The 20,488-nt window shown below is 72.5% G+C and carries 19 protein-coding genes; 13 read left to right on the top strand and 6 right to left on the bottom strand.

All coding sequences use genetic code 11. The features are described 5' to 3' along the window. Positions 1–79: 79 nt before the first annotated feature. The 8 genes from fmt (at position 80) to ACH4MY_RS28860 (ending at position 7,758) form a co-directional block, all read left to right on the top strand. Positions 80–1,012 carry a methionyl-tRNA formyltransferase gene (gene fmt / locus ACH4MY_RS28895; protein ID WP_398006663.1) on the top strand — a complete coding sequence of 311 codons (933 nt, stop codon included), beginning with the start codon at positions 80–82 and terminating at the stop codon, positions 1,010–1,012. A 243-nt stretch (positions 1,013–1,255) separates the two neighbouring features. Further along, entirely contained in the window at positions 1,256–2,668 is a 1,413-nt protein-coding gene (locus ACH4MY_RS28890; RefSeq protein ID WP_398006662.1) for an RsmB/NOP family class I SAM-dependent RNA methyltransferase, read from the top strand. Between the two features lie 182 nt (positions 2,669–2,850). Then, the gene (gene rpe, locus ACH4MY_RS28885) at positions 2,851–3,534 is read left to right on the top strand and encodes a ribulose-phosphate 3-epimerase (protein WP_187622613.1); all 684 of its coding nucleotides are present in this window, start codon (positions 2,851–2,853) and stop codon (positions 3,532–3,534) included. Positions 3,535–3,687: 153 nt separating this feature from the next. Beyond that, positions 3,688–4,737, top strand: a complete 1,050-nt coding sequence (locus tag ACH4MY_RS28880) for a sugar-binding transcriptional regulator (protein ID WP_199863605.1) — start codon at positions 3,688–3,690, stop codon at positions 4,735–4,737. A 93-nt stretch (positions 4,738–4,830) separates the two neighbouring features. Next, positions 4,831–5,286: a ribonuclease domain-containing protein gene (locus ACH4MY_RS28875; RefSeq protein WP_398006661.1), complete on the top strand. Its 456-nt coding sequence runs from the start codon at positions 4,831–4,833 to the stop codon at positions 5,284–5,286. Then, positions 5,276–5,608, top strand: a complete 333-nt coding sequence (locus tag ACH4MY_RS28870) for a barstar family protein (protein WP_398006660.1) — start codon at positions 5,276–5,278, stop codon at positions 5,606–5,608. The genes ACH4MY_RS28875 and ACH4MY_RS28870 overlap by 11 nt, the downstream gene beginning before the upstream one ends. Before the next feature lie 105 nt (positions 5,609–5,713). Next, positions 5,714–7,156 (top strand): GuaB1 family IMP dehydrogenase-related protein, encoded by a 1,443-nt coding sequence (locus ACH4MY_RS28865; protein WP_398006659.1) that lies wholly within the window; start codon positions 5,714–5,716, stop codon positions 7,154–7,156. A 77-nt stretch (positions 7,157–7,233) separates the two neighbouring features. After that, on the top strand, positions 7,234–7,758 hold the full coding sequence (locus ACH4MY_RS28860; protein WP_398006658.1) for a GNAT family N-acetyltransferase: 525 nt from the start codon (positions 7,234–7,236) through the stop codon (positions 7,756–7,758). On the opposite strand, the gene ACH4MY_RS28855 is transcribed toward ACH4MY_RS28860, so the two are convergent. Beyond that, on the bottom strand, positions 7,730–8,755 hold the full coding sequence (locus tag ACH4MY_RS28855; protein ID WP_398006707.1) for a GDSL-type esterase/lipase family protein: 1,026 nt from the start codon (positions 8,753–8,755) through the stop codon (positions 7,730–7,732). The genes ACH4MY_RS28860 and ACH4MY_RS28855 overlap by 29 nt on opposite strands. A gap of 344 nt (positions 8,756–9,099) precedes the next feature. Here ACH4MY_RS28855 and ACH4MY_RS28850 point away from each other — a divergent pair, with 344 nt between their 5' ends. Beyond that, positions 9,100–10,581 (top strand): amino acid permease, encoded by a 1,482-nt coding sequence (locus ACH4MY_RS28850; RefSeq protein WP_398006657.1) that lies wholly within the window; start codon positions 9,100–9,102, stop codon positions 10,579–10,581. Between the two features lie 10 nt (positions 10,582–10,591). After that, positions 10,592–11,047 (top strand): Lrp/AsnC family transcriptional regulator, encoded by a 456-nt coding sequence (locus ACH4MY_RS28845; RefSeq protein ID WP_015032260.1) that lies wholly within the window; start codon positions 10,592–10,594, stop codon positions 11,045–11,047. A gap of 82 nt (positions 11,048–11,129) precedes the next feature. Here ACH4MY_RS28845 and ACH4MY_RS28840 read toward each other — a convergent pair whose 3' ends face one another. Beyond that, positions 11,130–11,693 (bottom strand): Repetin, encoded by a 564-nt coding sequence (locus ACH4MY_RS28840; RefSeq protein WP_398006656.1) that lies wholly within the window; start codon positions 11,691–11,693, stop codon positions 11,130–11,132. Between the two features lie 289 nt (positions 11,694–11,982). Here ACH4MY_RS28840 and ACH4MY_RS28835 point away from each other — a divergent pair, with 289 nt between their 5' ends. Together ACH4MY_RS28835 and ACH4MY_RS28830 are read left to right on the top strand one after the other, a co-directional pair. Then, positions 11,983–12,789, top strand: coding sequence for a carbon-nitrogen hydrolase family protein (locus ACH4MY_RS28835; protein WP_398006655.1), 807 nt, complete (start codon positions 11,983–11,985; stop codon positions 12,787–12,789). A gap of 59 nt (positions 12,790–12,848) precedes the next feature. Further along, complete coding sequence (locus ACH4MY_RS28830; RefSeq protein WP_398006654.1) at positions 12,849–14,546, top strand: flavin monoamine oxidase family protein; 1,698 nt, start codon at positions 12,849–12,851, stop codon at positions 14,544–14,546. A 12-nt stretch (positions 14,547–14,558) separates the two neighbouring features. On the opposite strand, the gene ACH4MY_RS28825 is transcribed toward ACH4MY_RS28830, so the two are convergent. From ACH4MY_RS28825 to ACH4MY_RS28815, 3 genes are all read right to left on the bottom strand, one after another. Continuing rightward, complete coding sequence (locus ACH4MY_RS28825) at positions 14,559–15,344, bottom strand: DUF5995 family protein (protein WP_398006653.1); 786 nt, start codon at positions 15,342–15,344, stop codon at positions 14,559–14,561. A 73-nt stretch (positions 15,345–15,417) separates the two neighbouring features. Then, entirely contained in the window at positions 15,418–16,833 is a 1,416-nt protein-coding gene (locus ACH4MY_RS28820) for a uracil-xanthine permease family protein (RefSeq protein WP_398006652.1), read from the bottom strand. A gap of 180 nt (positions 16,834–17,013) precedes the next feature. Then, a complete protein-coding gene (locus ACH4MY_RS28815; RefSeq protein ID WP_398006651.1) occupies positions 17,014–18,234 on the bottom strand; it encodes an MFS transporter in 1,221 nt (406 codons plus the stop codon). 107 nt (positions 18,235–18,341) lie between these two features. On the opposite strand from ACH4MY_RS28815, the gene ACH4MY_RS28810 reads away from it, so the two are divergent. Next, positions 18,342–19,502, top strand: a complete 1,161-nt coding sequence (locus ACH4MY_RS28810) for an ROK family transcriptional regulator (protein ID WP_398006650.1) — start codon at positions 18,342–18,344, stop codon at positions 19,500–19,502. Positions 19,503–19,588: 86 nt separating this feature from the next. Here the strand turns inward: ACH4MY_RS28810 and ACH4MY_RS28805 are convergent, their stop codons facing one another. Then, the gene (locus ACH4MY_RS28805; protein WP_398006649.1) at positions 19,589–20,350 is read right to left on the bottom strand and encodes an SDR family oxidoreductase; all 762 of its coding nucleotides are present in this window, start codon (positions 20,348–20,350) and stop codon (positions 19,589–19,591) included. Between the last annotated feature and the right edge of the window lie 138 nt (positions 20,351–20,488).

Raw genomic sequence — 20,488 nt, 5'->3', positions numbered from 1 at the left:
CCGTACGCCCCCTCCGTACAGGACGCCTAGACTGGTGCGCTGCCCGTAAAGCCCCCGGACAGACAGGCAGTCGCCACCCATGAAGCTCGTCTTCGCAGGCACCCCCGAGGTCGCCGTACCCGCCCTGGACGCCCTGCTCTCCTCCGGCCGGCACGAGGTGGCCGCCGTGATCACCCGGCCGGACGCCCCGGCGGGGCGCGGCCGGCGGCTCGTCGCCAGCCCGGTGGCCCAGCGGGCGGAGGAGGCCGGCATCGAGGTCCTGAAGCCGGTCAGGCCCCGTGACGAGGACTTCCTCGCCCGGCTGCGGGAGATCGCCCCGGACTGCTGCCCGGTCGTCGCCTACGGCGCGCTGCTCCCCAAGGTCGCGCTCGACATCCCCGCGCGCGGCTGGGTCAATCTGCACTTCTCGCTGCTGCCCGCCTGGCGGGGTGCCGCGCCGGTGCAGCACTCGCTGATGGCGGGCGACCAGGTGACGGGCGCCTCCACCTTCCTCATCGAGGAGGGCCTCGACTCGGGTCCCGTCTACGGCGTCGTGACCGAGGACATCCGGCCCACGGACACCAGCGGTGATCTGCTCACCCGGCTCGCGTTCGCGGGCGCCGGCCTGCTCGCCGCCACCATGGACGGCATCGAGGACGGCGCGCTCCAGGCCGTTCCGCAGCCCGTCGAGGGCATCACCCTCGCCCCGAAGATCCAGGTCGAGGACGCCCACGTCGACTTCGCCGCCCCCGCGCTCCGGGTGGACCGGGTGGTCCGCGGCTGCACCCCGGCCCCCGGCGCGTGGACCGTCTTCCGCGGCGAGCGCCTCAAGCTGATCCAGGTCACGCCGCTGCCGGACCGTACGGACCTCGCCCCGGGCGAGCTCGCGGCGGGCAAGAACAACGTGTACGCGGGCACCGGCTCGTACGCCGTCGAACTGCTCTGGGTCCAGCCCCAGGGCAAGAAGCCGATGAAGGCCGCCGACTGGGCCCGCGGCGTCCGCATCGCGCCCGGCGAGCTCCTCGGCGCCTAGGACGGCGCCCGGACCGAGCCCGGGACGGCGCCCTGGACCGAGCCCAGTACTGAGCCCTGGACAGCGCCCAGTACGGCGGCTGAGAGGGGTACGGCCGGGCGGGCCGTGGGCCGGGTGCCACGGTCGGCCCCGCCGGACCGGTGAGGGCCGGTGGGCGCCGGTCACGGGCCCCGGAGCGGGTGGGGGCGCGGCGGACGTAGGCTTGGGGGGTTCGACCTCGTCATTTCGTCACGCGGAGCACCTTTGAGCGAGCAGGCACGTCGCCGTCCCCACAAGCCCTACCGGCGGCCCCAGAAGGACCCCGTCCGGATGCTCGCCTTCGAGGCGCTGAGGGCGGTGGACGAGCGGGACGCCTACGCGAACCTGGTGCTGCCGCCGCTGCTGCGGAAGGCCCGGGAGGCCGGGAACTTCGACGGCCGGGACGCGGCGCTCGCGACCGAGCTGGTCTACGGGACGCTGCGCCGCCAGGGCACGTACGACGCGATCATCTCCGCCTGCATCGACCGGCCGCTGCGCGAGGTCGACCCGCCCGTGCTCGACGTGCTCGCGCTCGGCGCGCACCAGCTGCTCGGCACCCGGATCCCCACCCACGCCGCCGTCTCCGCCAGCGTCGAGCTGGCCCGTGTGGTGCTCGGCGACGGCCGGGCCAAGTTCGTGAACGCCGTCCTGCGGAAGATCTCCCAGCAGGACCTCGACGCCTGGGTGGCGCAGGTCGCCCCGCCGTACGACAAGGACCCCGAGGACCACCTCGCCGTCGTCCACTCGCACCCCCGCTGGGTCGTCTCGGCGCTCTGGGACTCCCTCGGCGGCGGCCGCGCCGGGATCGAGGACCTCCTGGAGGCCGACAACGAGCGCCCCGAGGTCACCCTCGTCGCCCGGCCCGGACGCTCCACCACGGAGGAGCTCGCCGAGGCCACCGAGAGCTTGCCGGGCCGCTGGTCGCCGTTCGCCGTCCGGATGGCCGAGGGCGGCGAGCCCGGCGCCATCGAGGCGGTGAAGGACGGCCGGGCCGGTGTCCAGGACGAGGGCAGTCAGCTCGTGGCGATCGCCCTGGCCAACGCCCCGGTCGACGGCTCGGACGCCCGCTGGCTCGACGGCTGCGCGGGCCCCGGAGGCAAGGCCGCGCTGCTCGCCGCCCTCGCCTCCGAGCGCGGCGCCGTCCTGCTCGCCTCCGAGAAGCAGCCGCACCGGGCCCGGCTCGTCGAGCGCGCCCTCGCCGGCAACCCCGGCCCGTACCAGGTGATCACCGCCGACGGCACCCGCCCGCCGTGGCGTCCCGGCTCCTTCGACCGGGTCCTGATGGATGTGCCGTGCTCGGGCCTCGGCGCCCTGCGCCGCCGCCCCGAGGCCCGCTGGCGCCGTCGCCCCGAGGACCTCGACGGCTTCGCCCCGCTCCAGCGCGCCCTGCTCACCGAGGCGTTGAGCGCCGTCCGTGTCGGCGGTGTCGTGGGGTACGCGACCTGCTCGCCGCACCTGGCCGAGACCCGGGTGGTCGTCGACGACGTCCTGAAGAAGGTCGGGGGCGCCGAGCTGATCGACGCCCGTCCGCTGCTGCCGGGCGTGCCGGCGATCGGCGACGGCCCGGACATCCAGCTCTGGCCGCATCTGCACGGTACGGACGCCATGTATCTGGCGCTGCTGCGCCGGACCGCCTGAGCGACGGGGGCGTCGGGGAGCGTCCGGGAGTGCCCCGGGAGCTCCGCCCCTTCGATCACCTGACCGTAATCTCCCGGTCTGTACCGGTTCCGGGCTCGTCGCTTCGTACCGAAAATGGTCTGGACCGCAACCGAAACCGCTCGGCGGCAAAGAAGTACCCAAGAACGTGGGAGGCTTGGCACATGGCGCAGATCAACCCCAGCATCCTGTCCGCGGACTTCGCCCGGCTCGCCGATGAGGCCAAGGCCGTCGACGGTGCCGACTGGCTGCACGTCGATGTGATGGACAACCACTTCGTGCCCAACCTGACCCTGGGTGTGCCGATCGTGGAGTCGCTCGCCCGCGCGACCGACACCCCCCTCGACTGCCATCTGATGATCGAGGACCCCGACCGCTGGGCGCCCCAGTACGTCGAGGCGGGCGCCGGTTCGGTGACCTTCCACGTCGAGGCGGCGGCCGCGCCCGTCCGGCTCGCGCGGGAGATCCGGGCCAAGGGCGCGCGGGCCTCGATGGCGCTCAAGCCGGCCACGCCCATCGAGCCGTACGAGGACCTGCTCCCCGAGCTCGACATGCTGCTGATCATGACCGTCGAGCCCGGCTTCGGCGGTCAGGCCTTCCTCGACATCATGCTGCCCAAGATCCGCCGTACCCGTGAGCTGATCTCCAAGCACGGTCTGGAGCTCTGGCTCCAGGTCGACGGCGGCGTCGCCGAGTCCACGATCGAGCGGTGCGCCGAGGCCGGCGCCGACGTCTTCGTCGCGGGTTCCGCGGTCTACGGCGCGGCCGACCCGGCCGCCGCCGTCGCCTCGCTGAGGGCCCGCGCGGACGCCGTGACGGCCGTCGCCCCGTGGGCGTGTGGCCACTGAGCCTCCGGTGGATGAACGCGGTCCGTCGGGCCGCCCACAGGACTGATCAAGGCTCGCCGAATCTGACAGGATGGACAGCGAGTCCAGAGTGTGAACGACAGCGGTACGTGAACAGCGGTACGTGAACGTCGGTCGGTACGTGAACAGCGGTACGTGAACAGCAGTGAGGAGATCGCGGTGGCGGGTATGTCGGCGGGACGGTCAGCCCTGCGGATGGGCCCCGCGGAGCTGGTGCAGGCGGCGGCCATGGCCCGCCGCTTCTACCTCGAGGGCAAGTCCAAGATCCAGATCGCCGAGGAGTTCGGCGTGAGCCGCTTCAAGGTGGCCCGGGTCCTGGAGACCGCCCTGGAGCGCGATCTCGTACGGATCGAGATCCGCGTACCGGCCGAGCTGGACGCCGAGCGCTCCGACGCGCTCCGTGCCCGCTACGGGCTCCGTCACGCCGTCGTCGTCGAGTCCCCGGCGGAGGGCGAGGACGAGTCGCCCGACCCGGAGAACCTCGGCGAGGTCGCGGCCGACCTGCTCGGCGAGCTGGTCACCGAGGGAGACGTCCTGGGCCTGGCCTGGGGCCGCTCCACCATCCACATGGCGGCGGCCCTCGACCGGCTGCCGCCGTGCACGGTCGTGCAGCTCACCGGGGTGTACGACGCCGGGACCGCCGAGCGCGGCTCGGTCGAGGCGGTACGCCGTGCCGCCCAGGTCTCCGGCGGCGAGGCGCACCCGATCTACGCGCCCATGCTGCTGCCCGACCCGGCGACGGCCGCCGCGCTGCGCAGCCAGACCGGTATCGCGCGGGCCTTCGAGTACTTCGACAAGGTGACGGTCGCCTGCGTCTCCATCGGCTCCTGGGAGCCGGGCATCTCCACCGTCCACGACATGCTCTCGGACGAGGAGCGCGCCCACTACGCCTCGCTCGGCGTCGCCGCCGAGATGTCCGCGCACCTCTTCGACTCCGAGGGGCGCCGGGTCGGCCGTGACCTGGGCGAGCGCTGCATCACCGTCGAGGCGGACCGGCTGCGCCGGATCCCCGAGGTCGTGGCGATCGCGGGCGGCCAGCGGAAGGCGGCGGCGATCGGGGCGGTGCTCCGCTCCGGGCTCGTCACCAGCCTGGTGACCGACCGCGCCGCCGCGGACTATCTCCTCACCGAGTCCAGCCCGGGCACGCACCCGGCGCTCGACCGGACGGACCCGGACGGCAGCTGAACGACGCGCGCTGAACCACGGCGGCTCGGAGAGGCCGCCGTCGGTCGAGTCGATCAAGGGGCCGGAGCCATCCCGTAACGGTATGTTCGGGACATGTCGCTCCGGCCCCTGCGCGTGCTCCTCGCGCTCGTCCTCTGTGTCTTCCTGGCCGGCTGCTCCTCGGCGGGCGGCGGCGCCGCCCCGGCCGCCCCCGCACGCACCACCCCCGCCACCGCCGCCCAGAGCGCCACCGCCGAGGCCGCCGCACCCACCGGAACCTCCGGGCTCCCCACCGTGCGCGCCGCCGACCTGCCTCCCGAGGCGCGCCGGACACTCGCCCTCATCGCACGGGGCGGGCCCTTCCCGTACGCCAAGGACGGCGCCGTCTTCTCGAACTTCGAGCGGATCCTGCCCCGGAGGGAACGCGGCCACTACCACGAGTACACGGTGCGGACCCCCGGCGAGCGCGACCGCGGGGCGCGCCGGATCGTCACCGGCCGGAGCGGCGAGATCTACTGGACCGACGACCACTACGAGTCATTCCGGGAGGTGATCAAGGATGAGAATTGACGACCCCGTCGTCCTCGACCTGACCGGCGTCACCGGGAAGGCCGCCCTCATGGACCGCTGCGCCGCCGTCCTCGCGCTGCCGGACTGGTTCGGCCGGAACTGGGACGCCCTCGCCGACTCCCTCACCGATCTGCCCCGGCCGGTCACCCTCGTCGTCACCGGCTGGCAGGAGTACGCGAGGACGAGCCCCCGCGAGTGGCGGACCGCGCAGGAGGTCTTCGCCACGGCCGTCGACGTACGCCCCACCCGCCTCGCGGTCCTCCTCTCCCTGGGGGAGACTTTCGGAGGATCCGACGAACCCCCTGCCGCAAGCCTCGGATGAATCGCCCGGGTCTGGTATTCGTACTGGCGTGGGAGAATGAACTACGTGCTTTTTCCCCTGGCTGAAATGCCTAGGGGCCGATCCGAACGACTGGGATGTCAGCACGTGCGTTTCCTCAATGACGTCAAGCCGCCCTACGACCTGACGTACGACGATGTCTTCATGGTGCCGAGTCGCTCGGCCGTGGGTTCCCGCCAGGCGGTGGACCTCTCCTCGCCCGACGGGACCGGGACCACGATCCCGCTGGTCGTGGCCAACATGACCGCCATCGCCGGCCGCCGTATGGCCGAGACCGTCGCCCGCCGGGGCGGACTGGTCGTCATCCCGCAGGACATTCCGATCGAGGTCGTCACCGACGTCATCTCGTGGGTCAAGAGCCGTCACCACGTGCTCGACACCCCGATCGTCCTGGCCCCCCACCAGACCGTCGCCGACGCGCTCTCGCTGCTGCCCAAGCGGGCGCACGACGCCGCCGTCGTCGTCGACGAGGACCGCCGTCCCGTCGGTGTCGTCACCGACGCCGACCTGTCCGGGGTGGACCGCTTCACGCAGCTCTCCGAGGTCATGTCCAAGGACCTGCTGCTCCTCGACGCCGACATCGAGCCGCGCGACGCGTTCAACACGCTCGACCAGGCCAACCGCCGCTACGCCCCGGCCGTGGACAAGGACGGCCGTCTCGTCGGCATCCTGACCCGCAAGGGAGCCCTCCGCGCGACCCTCTACAGCCCCGCCGTCGATGCCGACGGCAAGCTGCGCATCGCCGCCGCCGTCGGCATCAACGGCGACTTCGTGGGCAAGGCCAAGCAGCTCCTCGACGCGGGCGTCGACACGCTCGTCATCGACACGGCGCACGGCCACCAGGAGTCGATGATCACCGCGATCAAGGCCGTGCGCGCCCTCGACCCGCACGTCCCGATCGTCGCCGGCAACATCGTCGCCGCCGAGGGTGTGCGCGACCTCATCGAGGCCGGCGCGGACATCATCAAGGTCGGCGTGGGCCCCGGCGCCATGTGCACCACGCGCATGATGACCGGTGTCGGCCGTCCGCAGTTCTCCGCCGTCCTGGAGTGCGCCGCCGAGGCGAAGAAGTACGGCAAGAACGTCTGGGCCGACGGTGGCGTCCGGCACCCGCGCGACGTGGCCATGGCGCTCGCCGCCGGCGCGTCCAACGTGATGATCGGCTCCTGGTTCGCCGGGACGTACGAGTCCCCGGGCGACCTCCAGCACACCGCCGACGGGCGTCCGTACAAGGAGTCCTTCGGCATGGCCTCGGCCCGCGCCGTGCAGAACCGCACGAGCGAGGAGTCGGCCTACGACCGCGCCCGCAAGGGCCTCTTCGAGGAGGGCATCTCGACCTCCCGGATGTTCCTCGACCCGGCCCGCCCGGGTGTCGAGGACCTGATCGACTCGATCATCGCGGGCGTCCGCTCCTCCTGCACCTACGCCGGTGCCGGCTCGCTGGCCGAGTTCGAGGAGAAGGCCGTGATCGGCATCCAGTCCGCCGCCGGTTACGCCGAGGGCAAGCCGCTGCACGCCAGCTGGAGCTAGTCCCGTCACGTGGTGACACCGATGGGCCCCCGGGAATTCCTTCCCGGGGGCCCGCCGTCGTCCCGTACGGTCGCCGCATGGATCGTGTGGACCGTACGGAGATCAGGCCCTGCCGCGCCGCCGACGTGCCCCTGCTCGACCGGCACCTCCCCGCGCCGGGAGCGCCGACGCGCCATGCGGACCGGTTCGCCCGCCAGGAGGCCGGGGCCGGTACCTATCTCCTCGCCTGGCGGGACGGGGTGCCCGTCGGGCACGGACAGGTCCGCTGGGACGGGTGCGCGGCCCCCGAGGTGCGGGCCGCGGTCGGCGGCTGCCCGGAGTTCAACGGCCTCGACGTCCGGGCCGGGCTCCGGGGACAGGGCATCGGTACGGCCCTGATCCGCGCGGCCGAGGAGCTGGCGCGGGAGCGCGGCGGGACCCTCCTGGGCCTCGGGGTGGGCCGGGAGAACCCGCGGGCGGCGGCGTTGTACGCGCGGCTCGGCTACGCGCCCGTCGTCGCCTACACGGACCCCTGGAGCCGGACGGACGCGGAGGGCCGTACACACGCGTGCGCCGACGCGTGCGTCTTCCTGGTCAGGACCCTGGAGGCGCGGAGCGGCTGACGGGCGGGCCCGGATCCAGGACCCCGCCGAGGACCTCCGCCACCGCCGCCGCGATCCTGGCGTGCCCCCGGTTGTCCGGGTGCAGTCCGTCCGCCAGGTGCTCCGGGCCGAGCAGCGGCCGCCCGGGGAGGACCAGCAGCCGTCCGTCGCCCTCGGCCGCCAGGTCCCGGCCCGCCCGCTCCATGGCCCTGCGCAGCTCCGTGAGGGTCGCTCCGAGGGCGTTGCGGGTGTGCTCGGCCGCCGGCCGCAGGACCGGCGAGACGATCAGCAGCGGGGTGTCCGGATGGCCCCCGCGGACCAGACCGACGAAGGCCCGGACGGTGGCGTACAGCCAGTCGGGCGTCGCGGGCACCGTGGACCAGCAGTTGGTGCCGAAGGCGAGGGTGACCACCTCGCCCGGGAGCCGTGCCAGGTGCTCGGCGAGCGGGAGTTCGCCGCGCGCCCCGCCCGCGTACCCGAGATTGACCGGGTCGAGTCCGAGGAGCCGTCCCGCCGTGGCGGGCCAGGAGTGGGCCGGCCGGGTCGCCCACCAGCCCTCCGTGATCGAGTCGCCGTGGACCAGCCAGCGGGGCCGGACCGGGGCGGGGGAGAGGGCGCCGCCGAGGGCCCGCAGGGCCAGCGGCACCGGTGCCTGGCCCTCCGGGAGGTGGACGGTGAAGACACCGCCGCCCGGGGGCAGCGGGAGCGTCACGGTGGCCTCGGCGGCCGGGGCGGCGCAGGTCTCGCCGACGAGCCGGGTGCCGCTCCAGAGGGCGAAGCAGTGGCGCAGCGGGGCGAGGGGGTCGCCCGGCTCCGGGACGGCGGCCCGGTAGCGCAGCCGTACCGCGCGCGTACCGGGTGCGGCCGTGAACTCGATCCGTACGCCGATGGGCAGCGCGGCCCGCTCGGCGATGTCCCAGGGAAGCCGCTCCAGGTCGTCGGGATCGGCGCGCACCGGCCGGTTCCCGTCCAGCCAGGCCGTGCCGCGCAGGAACGGTGCCGGGTCGAGCCAGCCCACCTGGGTCTCCGATCGTCGGGTCTTCGAGGGCTCGCAGCGTGGGTCATGGGGCACGAGGAGTCAATGCGCGCGGGGAGACCGGTTCACACCCCCAATGTGTGGATTCATGCGGGGGAGCGCAATGTTTCCCCGTCTGTGCCCCGAGCGCGCAATGATCATTCGACAGTGCGCAACAACCCTGCATTACGAGTGCGAACCCCGGACCCTTAGGCTCGTGCCTCGTACCAGGAGTGGCGGGGACCGCCTGCTCGGCGGTTCCCCTCCCCCGTGGGCCTGATCCGTCATGCCCACGCACCGCCGCGGTCCCACGTCCCGCCCACAGGCAGCGATAAGGAGCCTCCGCAGTGCTGGACCATGGCGCAGCCCCACCGGTCGAGGAATCGACCACCCGCAAGACCTCCGCTCTCGGCGCACTGACCCGGCGCAAGCCGGTGGAACTGCTGGTCGCAGAGGGTGGACAGGGTGAGGGCGGCAGTCTCCGCCGCTCGCTCTCCATGTGGCAGCTGACCATGATCAGCATCGGCGCCACGCTCGGCACCGGCATTTTCGTCGTCCTCGGCGACGCCGTCCCGAAGGCCGGCCCCGCGGTCACCCTGGCCTTCGTCATCGCCGGTCTCACGGCCCTCTTCTCGGCGCTCTCGTACGCCGAACTGGCCGGCTCCATACCGGTCGCCGGCTCCTCGTACTCGTACGCTTACGCAACGATGGGTGAACTCGTCGCCTGGGTCTGCGGCTGGTGCCTGGTCCTGGAGTACGGCGTTTCCGTGGCCGCAGTGGCCGTCGGCTGGGGCGAGTACCTCAACGAGCTGCTCGACGGCACCATCGGGGTCACCATCCCCGACGTGCTCTCCTCCGCCCCCGGCGAGGGCGGCGTGATCAACCTGCCGGGCCTCATCGTGGTGCTGCTCGCCATGGTGTTCCTGCTCGGCGGCGCCCGTGAGTCCGCCGTGGTCAACACGATCATGGTCTTCGTGAAGATCGCCGCGCTCGTGCTCTTCTGCGCCATCGGCTTCATGGGCTTCAAGTCCGGCAACTACGCCGACTTCATGCCGCTCGGCATGGCCGGCGTCAGCGCCGCCGGCGCGAGCCTCTTCTTCTCGTACATCGGCTTCGACGCCGCCTCCACCGCCGGTGAGGAGGCGAAGGACCCGAAGCGTGACCTGCCCCGCGCGATCATGCTCTCGCTGCTCATCGTCACGGTCCTCTACGTCCTGGTCGCGGCCGTCGCCGTCGGCGCGTGGAACTGGAAGGACTTCGACGGCTCCGAGGCCACACTCGCCGCGATCATGAACGACGTCAGCGGCCAGAAGTTCTGGGGCACCCTGCTCGCCGCCGGCGCCGTCATCTCGATCGCCAGCGTCGTGCTCACCGTGCTCTACGGCCAGACCCGGGTGCTCTTCGCGATGTCCCGCGACGGCCTCGTGCCCAAGGTCTTCGGCAAGGTCAACGCCAAGACCGGCACCCCGAGGGTGAACACCGTCCTCGTGTCGCTGTTCTGCGGCGCCCTCGCCTCGGTCATCCCGCTGGGCAAGCTCGTCGACGCCACCAGCATCGGCACCCTGTTCGCCTTCGCCCTGGTCAACATCGCCGTGATCGTGCTGCGCCGCACCCGTCCGACCATGGACCGCACCTTCCGCGTGCCGCTCGGCTGGACCTTCCCGATCCTGGGCTTCCTGTTCTGCGTGTACAACATGTTCAGCCTGGACTCGATCACCTGGGTGGTCTTCGGTTGCTGGATGGCCGTCGGCCTCGTGGTCTACTTCCTGTACGGCATGCGCCGTTCCCGACTGGCCACCGCAGCGTCAGCAGCATCAGCAGAGAAGTGATCCACCCGTAGTGCGACTCAACGACCTCGACGAACGCATCGTCCACGCCCTCGCGGAGGACGCCCGTCGCTCCTACGCCGACATCGGTTCCCTCGTCGGACTCTCCGCCCCCGCCGTGAAGCGGCGCGTGGACCGGCTGCGGGCCGAGGGCGCCATCACCGGCTTCACCGTACGGGTGGACCCGGCGGCGCTCGGCTGGGAGACCGAGGGCTTCGTCGAGATCTACTGCCGCCACAACACCTCGCCGGACGACATCCGGCGAGGCCTGGAGCGGTATCCCGAGGTGGTGTCCGCGTCGACCGTCACCGGTGACGCGGACGCCGTCGTCCAGGTCTTCGCCTCGGACATGCGTCACTTCGAGCGGGTCCTGGAACGGATCGCGGGCGAGCCCTTCGTGGAGCGGACCAAGTCCGTCCTGGTGCTCTCGCCGCTGCTGCGGCGCTTCTCCTCGGGTTCGCCCGCGTAGCACCGCGGGGCAGTGGTCGTTCGGGGCGGTGCGGGCCGTGGTTCCCGCACCGCCCTTCGCCCGCCCACCCCCGTGGGGCGGTCTACTCGGTCGGGTAGACGAACGTCCAGGGCACGACCTTGAAGTCGCCCGTCCCCTTCTCGACCTTCTCGAACGGTGCGCCGCTGATGCACGGCGGCACCTTGTCCTTCTGCGGGTCGGCGGTCATCCACGTGTAGCCGAGCCGGTCGCCGGCCGCGTCGTCGTGCACCGTGACACCGACGCGGGCCTTCCGGAACTCCTTCACGTCGGTCTCGACGACGACACCCGACACGACGGCCACCTTGCCGCCCGTGGTGAGGCAGTCGACCTTCACCTTCGCGTACCCGCCCCGGTCGCCCTTGTAGTGGCTGAAGCGGAACGTGCCGGTGGCCTTCATCGGATCCTGCCGGTCCTTCTCCGCCAGGTGCGCGTCGAAGGTGAACGTGATGTCGTCCCCGGCCGGCCGGTACAGCTTCGCGGTGCCGGTCAGCGCGGCGGACTCCGAGACGGCAGCGGCCGCGGCCGGGGCGGGGGCTTCGTCCGCCGAGGCGGCGGCGATTCCCCCGGCCCCCAGGGTGAGCAGGACGGCGGCGGCGACGGCGACGATCTTCGTGCGGCGGTTCATGGCTACTCGGTCCTTTCGGCAGGTCGTCCGGGGTTCCTCCGGACGACCACCACTCTTCCGCGCGGGCCGCGCCGGGTCGTCGCGCCGAGGGACGGTCCTCGTCTCCGCCGCGCGGCGGGGGAGCCGTACGCCCCGCGGCGGAGCCGTACGCAACGAATCGCCGCGGTGGTCGTGAATCGCGCAATGGTTCGACGGTCGGTCCGCAACGCTGCCGTCTTGTCCCGACGCGGCGCGAAACCGTACCGTTTTTGACGTCTTCCCCCTGTACTTCGACCCCCGAGGATCACGCATGCCCGCGCTGCGCACCGCCCTGCTCCAGAGCTCCGGTGAACTCGGTGACGTGGCCGCCAACCTCAAGGTCCTCGACGAGGCCGCCGGCCGCGCCGCCGCCGCCGGCGCGGGTGTGCTGCTCGCCCCCGAGCTGTTCCTCACCGGGTACGCCATCGGCGCCGACATGGCCCGACTGGCCGAGCCGGCCGAGGGCCCCTCCGCCCGTGCCGTCGCGGCGATCGCCGTGCGCCACGGCCTGGCCGTCGGCTACGGCTACCCGGAGCGGGACACCGAGCGGCACGGGGTCCTCTACAACTCCGCGCAGCTCATCGGCGCCGACGGCATCCCGCTCGCGCGGTACCGCAAGACCCACCTCTTCGGCGACTTCGAGCTGAAGTGGTTCACCGCCGGTGACCGCGCCGTCGTCCAGGCGGAGATCGACGGTCTCACCGTCGGCATGATGATCTGCTACGACGTCGAGTTCCCCGAGAACGTGCGGGCACACGCGCTGGCCGGTACGGACCTCCTCCTCGTACCGACCGCGCTCATGCACCCCGCCGAGATCGTGCCCCTGTCCGTGGTGCCGGTCCGCGCCTTCGAGAACCAGCTCTACATCGCGTACGCCAACAGGACCGGCCCCGAGGGCGGGTTCGAGTTCGTCGGCCTGTCCACGCTGGCCGGCCCCGACGGAACCGCCCGGGCCCGCGCCGGGCGCGGCGAGGACCTCGTCATCGGCGATGTCGACCCCGACGTCCTGGCGGCCTCCCGCGCGGAGAACCCCTACCTCCGCGACCGGCGCCCGGGCCTCTACGGCCCCCTCGTCTGAGCCGCCCTCCCCGCCTCCCCGACCTGCCTCACTTTTTCCGTGCAAGGAGTCCGTACCCCATGACGTCCACGGTGCCCACGACCGCCGTCCCCCACAGCGACGGCCAGCCGCCGATCACCATGTTCGGTCCGGACTTCCCGTACGCCTACGACGACTTCCTGGCCCACCCGGCCGGGCTCGGCCAGATACCCGCGACCGAGCACGGCACCGAGGTCGCCGTGATCGGCGGCGGGCTCTCCGGCATCATCGCCGCGTACGAGCTGATGAAGATGGGCCTCAAGCCCGTCGTCTACGAGGCCGACCAGATCGGCGGCCGGCTGCGCACCGTCGGCTTCGAGGGCACCGCCACCGAGGGCCTCACCGCCGAGATGGGCGCCATGCGCTTCCCGCCCTCCTCGACCGCGCTCCAGCACTACATCGACCTGGTCGACCTGGAGACCACGCCCTTCCCCAACCCGCTGGCCGAGTCGACCCCGTCGACCGTCGTCGACCTCAAGGGCGAGTCGCACTACGCCACCACCGTCGACGACCTTCCCCAGGTCTACCGCGACGTGATGCACGCGTGGAACGCCTGTCTGGACGAGGGCGCCGACTTCTCCGACATGAACCAGGCCATGCGCGAGCGCGACGTCCCGCGCATCCGCGAGATCTGGTCGAAGCTCGTCGAGAAGCTCGACAACCAGACCTTCTACGGCTTCCTCTGCGAGTCGGAGTCCTTCAAGTCCTTCCGGCACCGCGAGATCTTCGGCCAGGTCGGCTTCGGCACCGGCGGCTGGGACACCGACTTCCCGAACTCCATCCTGGAGATCCTCCGCGTCGTCTACACCGAGGCGGACGACCACCACCGCGGCATCGTCGGCGGCTCGCAGCAGCTGCCGCTGCGTCTGTGGGAGCGCGAGCCGGAGAAGATCGTCCACTGGGCGCAGGGCACCTCGCTCAGCTCCCTGCACGAGGGCGCCCCGAAGCCGGCCGTGACCCGGCTGAACCGGACCGCGGGCAACCGGATCACCGTGACCGACGCCTCCGGCGACATCCGCACCTTCCCGGCGGCGATCTTCACGGCCCAGTCCTGGATGCTGCTCTCCAAGATCGCCTGTGACGACTCGCTCTTCCCGATCGACCACTGGACGGCGATCGAGCGCACCCACTACATGGAGTCCTCGAAGCTCTTCGTGCCTGTCGACCGGCCGTTCTGGCTGGACAAGGACGAGGACACCGGCCGGGACGTCATGTCGATGACGCTGACCGACCGGATGACCCGCGGCACGTACCTCCTGGACGACGGCCCGGACAAGCCGGCCACGATCTGCCTCTCGTACACCTGGTGCGACGACAGCCTGAAGTGGCTGCCGCTGTCCGCGAACGAGCGGATGGAGGTCATGCTGAAGTCGCTCGGCGAGATCTACCCGAAGGTCGACATCCGGAAGCACATCATCGGCAACCCGGTGACCGTCTCCTGGGAGAACGAGCCCTACTTCATGGGCGCGTTCAAGGCGAACCTGCCGGGCCACTACCGCTACCAGCGACGCCTGTTCACCCACTTCATGCAGGACCGGCTGCCCGAGGACAAGCGGGGCATCTTCCTCGCGGGCGACGACATCTCCTGGACGGCCGGCTGGGCCGAGGGCGCGGTGCAGACGGCGCTCAACGCGGTCTGGGGCGTGATGCACCACTTCGGCGGCGGCACCGACGCCACCAACCCGGGTCCGGGCGACGTGTACGACGAGATCGCCCCGGTCGAGCTGCCGGAGGACTGAGCCGCGTACGGTTCAGGGCCTGGTCAGGGGCGTGAGCAGCATCCGTCCCACCAGGCCCACCGAGCGGTCGAGGCGTTCCGTGAACTCCTCGGCCAGCTCGGGGAGGCCGCGCAGCTGCCACAGTGAGCGCGCGGCGAGCCAGGCCCCGTCGCGGGCCCGGTCGAGGCTCCAGCAGCCGAGCAGATGCGTCAGCGGGTCCGCGATCTCCAGGAGGTCCGGGCCCGGCATCAGTTCCTCCCTGATGCGCTCCTCCAGGAGGACGAGGATGTCGCCGACCCGGTCGAACTCGGCCTCCAGGTCGGCCGGCGCGCACTCCAGGATCCGGCAGGCGTCGACCACCGCGAGGGCCAGGTCGTGGCCGATGTGGGCGTTGATCCCGGCCAGCGCGAACTGCAGCGGTCGTACGCCGGGATGGCGCCGGGAGTGGAAGAGGGGCCGCCAGCAGGCGGGGGCGGGGCGGCCGGTGGCGACGGCGTCGACCGCGGCGAGGTACCGCTCGGCGAACCGTACGTCGAGGGTGGCGGCGGCCCGCCGGTCGGCGAAGCCGCCCGCCTCGATGGCGTGGCCGATCTCCTCGGTGACGGTCAGATAGACCCGGTTGAAGACGGCGACCCCGTCGGTCGGATGCCAGGCCGAGCGGAGTGACCGCATCCGGTCCACCACGGGGTCGACGGCCAGGAACTCTCCGAGGTCCTGCCCGGTCTCGATCCGTTCGATCAGATCGGCCCGTTCGTTCCGCCCGATCCGATCGCTCTGCCCGATCCGCCGGTTCTGCCCGATCTGCTGGGTCTGCGCCATGGAGGCAGGCTCCCAGCCGCCGGGCCCGGGTGGGAACTCCTCGGGCCCGGCTTACCCAGAACGGGCGAATCACTCAGTTCTTCGACAGCGGGTCCCCGCCCGGCGTGCTCTCGACCGAGGGGCTCTCGTACGAGCTGGTCCCGGAGTCGAGCAGTGGCTCCTGCTCCTTGAGGTGCGCCGGGGCGAAGGCCCGCAGCACGTGGTAGCCGGTGATGACGACGATCGTGCCGAGCGCGATGCCGCCCAGCTCGAAGGTGTCCGTGAAGGTCAGCTTCACCCCGCCGACGCCGATGATGATGCCGGCGGCGGCCGGGACCAGGTTGAGCGGGTTGCGCAGGTCCACCTCGGCGTTGATCCAGATCTGGGCGCCGAGCAGGCCGATCATGCCGTACAGGATGACGGTGATGCCGCCGAGGACACCGCCGGGGATGGCGGCGACGATCGCGCCGAACTTGGGGCAGAGGCCGAAGAGCAGGGCGAAGCCGGCCGCGGCCCAGTAGGCGGCCGTGGAGTAGACCCGGGTGGCGGCCATGACGCCGATGTTCTCCGAGTACGTGGTGTTCGGCGGGCCGCCCACGGCCGTCGACAGCATCGAGGCGGCGCCGTCGGCGGCGATCGCGGTGCCGAGCTTGTCGTCGAGCGAGTCGCCGGTCATCTCACCGACGGCCTTGACGTGCCCGGCGTTCTCGGCGATCAGGGCGATGACGACGGGCAGCGCGACCAGGATCGCGGACCACTCGAAGCTCGGCCCGTGGAACGAGGGCAGGCCGATCCAGTCGGCCTGGGAGACGGCGGAGAGGTCGAGCCGCCAGTGGTCGGTGACCTGGCCGCTCGGGGACATCGAGTTGATCTTGCCGAAGACCAGGTCGAAGACCCACGAGACGGCGTACCCGAAGATCAGGCCCAGGAAGATCGCGATCCGGGACCAGAAGCCGCGCAGACAGACGACGGCGAGACCGGTGAACAGCATCACGAGGAGGGCCGTCCACTGGTCCTGCGGCCAGTACGTCGACGCGGTGACCGGGGCCAGGTTGAAGCCGATCAGCATGACGACGGCGCCGGTCACGATCGGCGGCATCGCCGCGTGGATGATCCGCGCGCCGAACCTGCGGACCGCGAGACCGGCGAGGAAGAGCACCGCGCCGACGACCAGGACCGCGCCGGTCACGGTGGCGCTGGTGCCGCCGGAGGCCCGGATCGCGGCGGCGACGCCGACGAAGGAGAGCGAGCAGCCCAGGTAGGAGGGGACGGTGCCGCGGGTCGCGAGGAGGAAGATCGCGGTCGCGACGCCGGACATCATGATCGCGAGGTTCGGGTCGAGGCCCATGAGGACCGGGGCCACGAAGGAGGCGCCGAACATCGCGACCACGTGCTGGGCGCCCAGGCCGACCGTACGGGGCCAGGAGAGCCGTTCGTCCGGGCGGACGACGGCTCCGGGGGCGGGTGTCTTCCCGTCGCCGTGCAGGGTCCAGCGCACGCCGAGGTTCATGAGGTCGCTCCCGTTCTCCGGTATGGGCGGCCGTGTCGTGACCGCAAAAGATCAGCCACATGGTATGCGCCGCCGCAGGTCGGAGAGGTGCGGCGGGCTGCCGCCCGCCGCACCGGCCGATTCCGATCGACCTCTTCCGGGCGACTTCTAGGCGACGGGGCCCGAGCTCTTCGCCGGGGTTCAGTCCTTCGTCGCCGCCGTCGGCGCCGACTCCCGCCCGCCGGTGCCTTCGGTCCCGTCGGCCCCACCGGTCCTGAGGACCCCCGCACCGACGACCAGGCCCAGGGCGAGCAGGGTGACCAGCCCGAACGAGAAGACCAGAGAGGTCGCGTCCGCGATGCCGCCGATCGCCGAGGGGGCGATGAGCCCCGAGGTGTACGTGATGGTGGCGACGCCCGCGATGGCCTGGCTGGGGTTCGGGCCGCTGCGCCCGGCCGCGGCGAAGGCGAGCGGGACGACGACGGCGACCCCGAGCCCGATGAGACCGAAACCGGCCATGGCGACGGCGGCGTGCGGGGCGAGGACGACCATGACCCCGCCGAGGGTCGCGACGGCGCCCCCGACCCGTACGGTGCGCACCGAGCCGAAGCGGTCCACGACCCGGTCGCCGACGAGGCGGGCGACGGTCATCGTCAGAGCGAAGGCGGTCGTCGAGGCGGCCGCGAGGCCGGCGGAGCTGCCGAGCTCGTCCCGGAGGTAGACGGCCGACCAGTCGAGGCTGGCGCCCTCCGCGAACACCGCGCAGAAGCCGACCGCGCCGATGATCAGCGCGGACTTCGGCGGCAGCGAGAAGCGCGGCGGCGGTTCCTCGTCGGGAGTGTTGCGCAGGTCGAGCACGCCCTGGCAGAAGAGCATGCCGAGGACGGTGAGGGCCAGGGCCGCGATCAGGTGGTGGAGCCGGGCGTCGCCGCCGAGGTGCGCGGCGACCGTGCCCGCGGCGGAGCCGATGAGGGCGCCCGCGCTCCACATGCCGTGCAGGCTCGCCATGATCGACTTGCCGAGCCGGTTCTCGGTCTCGACGCCGAGCGCGTTCATCGCCACGTCGGACATGCCGGCGGTGGCGCCGAACACGAAGAGCGCGACGCACAGGCCCCAGATGTTCGGGGCGAGCGACGGCAGCGTCAGGGCGAGCGTCCACAGGGCGAGCAGCGCGCGGAGTGCCGCCCGGGCGCCGAGGCGGTGGGAGACCGCCCCGGCGAGCGGCATCGCGACGGAGGCGCCGAGGGCGGGGAAGGCGAGCGCGAGCCCGAGCTGTCCGGCGCTGACGCCCGCGTGGTCCTGGATCCAGGGGATACGGGTGGCGAAGCTGCCGGTCACGGCGCCGTGGACGCAGAAGACGGCGGCGATGGCGATGCGTGCCCGCCGTAGCCGATCGGTGCTGGTGACGGTCTCCGCCGCCATGGGCCCTCCCTGGGTCGTGGTGTGGCCGGTAAACTATCAGGAACCCTGCCTGATAAATAGCCCGAGAGATGGCGACTTCGCCGGGGCGCGTCTGAGAGGATCGCCGCATGGCCGCATCCCCGAGCACGGCACGAGCCATCAACGACCGGTTCGCCCTGCGACTGCTCCAGGACGAAGGCCCGTTGACGGCCACTCAGCTCAAGACCCTCACCGGTCTCTCCCGACCCACCGTCGCCGATCTCGTCGAGCGCCTCCGGGACTCCGGGCTCGTCCATGTCGTGGGGGAGTCCGGAGCCGAGCGCCGGGGACCCAACGCCAAGCTGTACGGCCTCGTCGCCGACCGCGCGCACCTCGCCGCCCTCGACGTACGCACCAGCTCGGTCTCCGTCACCGTCGCCGACCTGCTCGGCACCACCCTCGCCGAGGCCTCCGTGCCGGTCGGCGACGACGGAGGCACCGGACCGGCCGTCGAGAAGGCGGTCACCCTCCTGGAGCGGACCGTGAAGGAGGCCGGCGCCGACCGGCTGCACAGCGTGGCCGTCGGAGCCCCCGGCCTCATCGACCCGGCCTCCGGCGACCTCCGTGACTCCACGGGACTGCCCGCCTGGCACCGGCGGCTCGTCGGCGTCCTCCAGGAACGGCTGGCCGCCGACGTCCTCGTCGAGAACGAGACCAACCTCGCGGCCGTCGCCGAACTGCGCGAGGGCGCGGCCCGCGACCGCGAGGACTTCGTCCTCCTCTGGCTCGGCCAGGGCGTCGGCGCCGCCGTCCTCCTCGACGGCAGGATCCGCCGCGGGGCCTCGGGCGGCGCGGGCGAGATCGGCTTCCTGCCGGTCCCCGGCACCACGGGACTCCCCTCCGCCACCGACTGCGAGGGCGGCTTCCACGAGCTGGCCTGCGCGGCCGCCGTCGAGGACCTCGCCGCCGCCCACGGCCTGGACGCCGCCCGGGCGCTCGCCTCGGGCCACGTCCCCTTCCTCGACGCCCTCGCCCGCCGGCTCGCCGTCGGTGCGGCCGCGGTCGTCTCGGTCCTGGACCCAGGCTGCGTGGTCCTCGCCGGGGAGACCGGCCATCAGGGCGGCGCCGCACTCGCCGCGCGCGTCCAGGCGGAGCTGGCCTCCCTCTCCCCGCTCCGTACGGAGGTCCGCCCGACCGCGCTGGGCGGCGCGGCCGTCCTGCGCGGCGCCCTGCTCGTCGCCCGCGACGCGGCCCAGGACGCGCTCTTCGGCCCGCCGGCGGCGGGACTGCAGGGCCGCTCCGGGCCGTAAAGCCGCTCCGGACCGTAGGGCCGTTGCGGACCGTAGGGCTGCTCCGGACCGTAGGGCCGTTCCGTGATCGGCGGTTCCCCGGCCGGTCAGGTGCCCCCGGCCTCCTGCGGTCCGCCGAACCGCCGCGCCAGGAACGCGTCGAACGTCACGCCGCCCGCCGCGCGGTCCGGTGCCAGGTGCCCGCCGCGCCGCAGTGCCCGGTACGTCCCGCCCGGCAGCGGTACCTCCAGGAGGCGGCGCCGGCGTCCGCTCGCCCGCAGATAGGAGTGGGCCAGCTCGGCGAAGGTGCGGATCTCGGGGCCGCCCATGTCCTCCACCCGTCCCGCCGGAGGTCCCGCGGCCAGCTCGGCGAGGCGCGCCGCCGCCTCCGTCACCTCCAGCGGCTGGTCCCGGACGTCCTTGGGCAGCAGCATCACGGGCGGTTTGGCGAGGCCCTGGAGCAGCTGGAGGATCAGGTCGTGGAACTGGGTGGCGCGCAGCAGGGTCCAGCCGATGCCCGAGCCCTGGATCATGCGCTCCACCGCGTACTTGGTCCGGTAGTAGCCGAGCGGCACCCGGTCGACGCCGACGATCGAGATGTACAGCAGATGGGGCACCTCGGCCCGCCGCGCGGCCTCGATCAGGAGGCGGGCGGCCTCCTTGTCGCCGCGCAGGATGTTGCTGCAGTGGACGACCGCGTCGACCCCGCCGAGTGCCCGGTCGAGCAGGGGGCCGCCTTTGCGCAGGTCGACGGCGTACGGGGGTGAGTGTCTGCTGAGGACCCGCACCTCGTGGCCGTCCGCGCGCAGCCGCTCGCAGACCGGCCGGCCGAGGGTTCCCGTACCGCCGGTGACCAGGATCGTGCTCATGTCTCCAGCCTGACCGCCCCGGCCGCGGTCCGCACACGCGGACGCGCCGCGCCCCGGACAGGGGGGCGCGGCGCGGAGGAGCCCGGCGGCGGCAAGGGCCGTGAAAGTCCGCCGCCGGGAGTCACTGGGCCGGTGGCT

The sequence above is a fragment of the Streptomyces sp. NPDC017246 genome (genome assembly GCF_044331325.1).
Classification (GTDB): domain Bacteria; phylum Actinomycetota; class Actinomycetes; order Streptomycetales; family Streptomycetaceae; genus Streptomyces.
The sequence above is the reverse complement of the archived record's forward strand: the minus strand, read 5'-3'. Positions and strand labels throughout refer to the sequence as shown.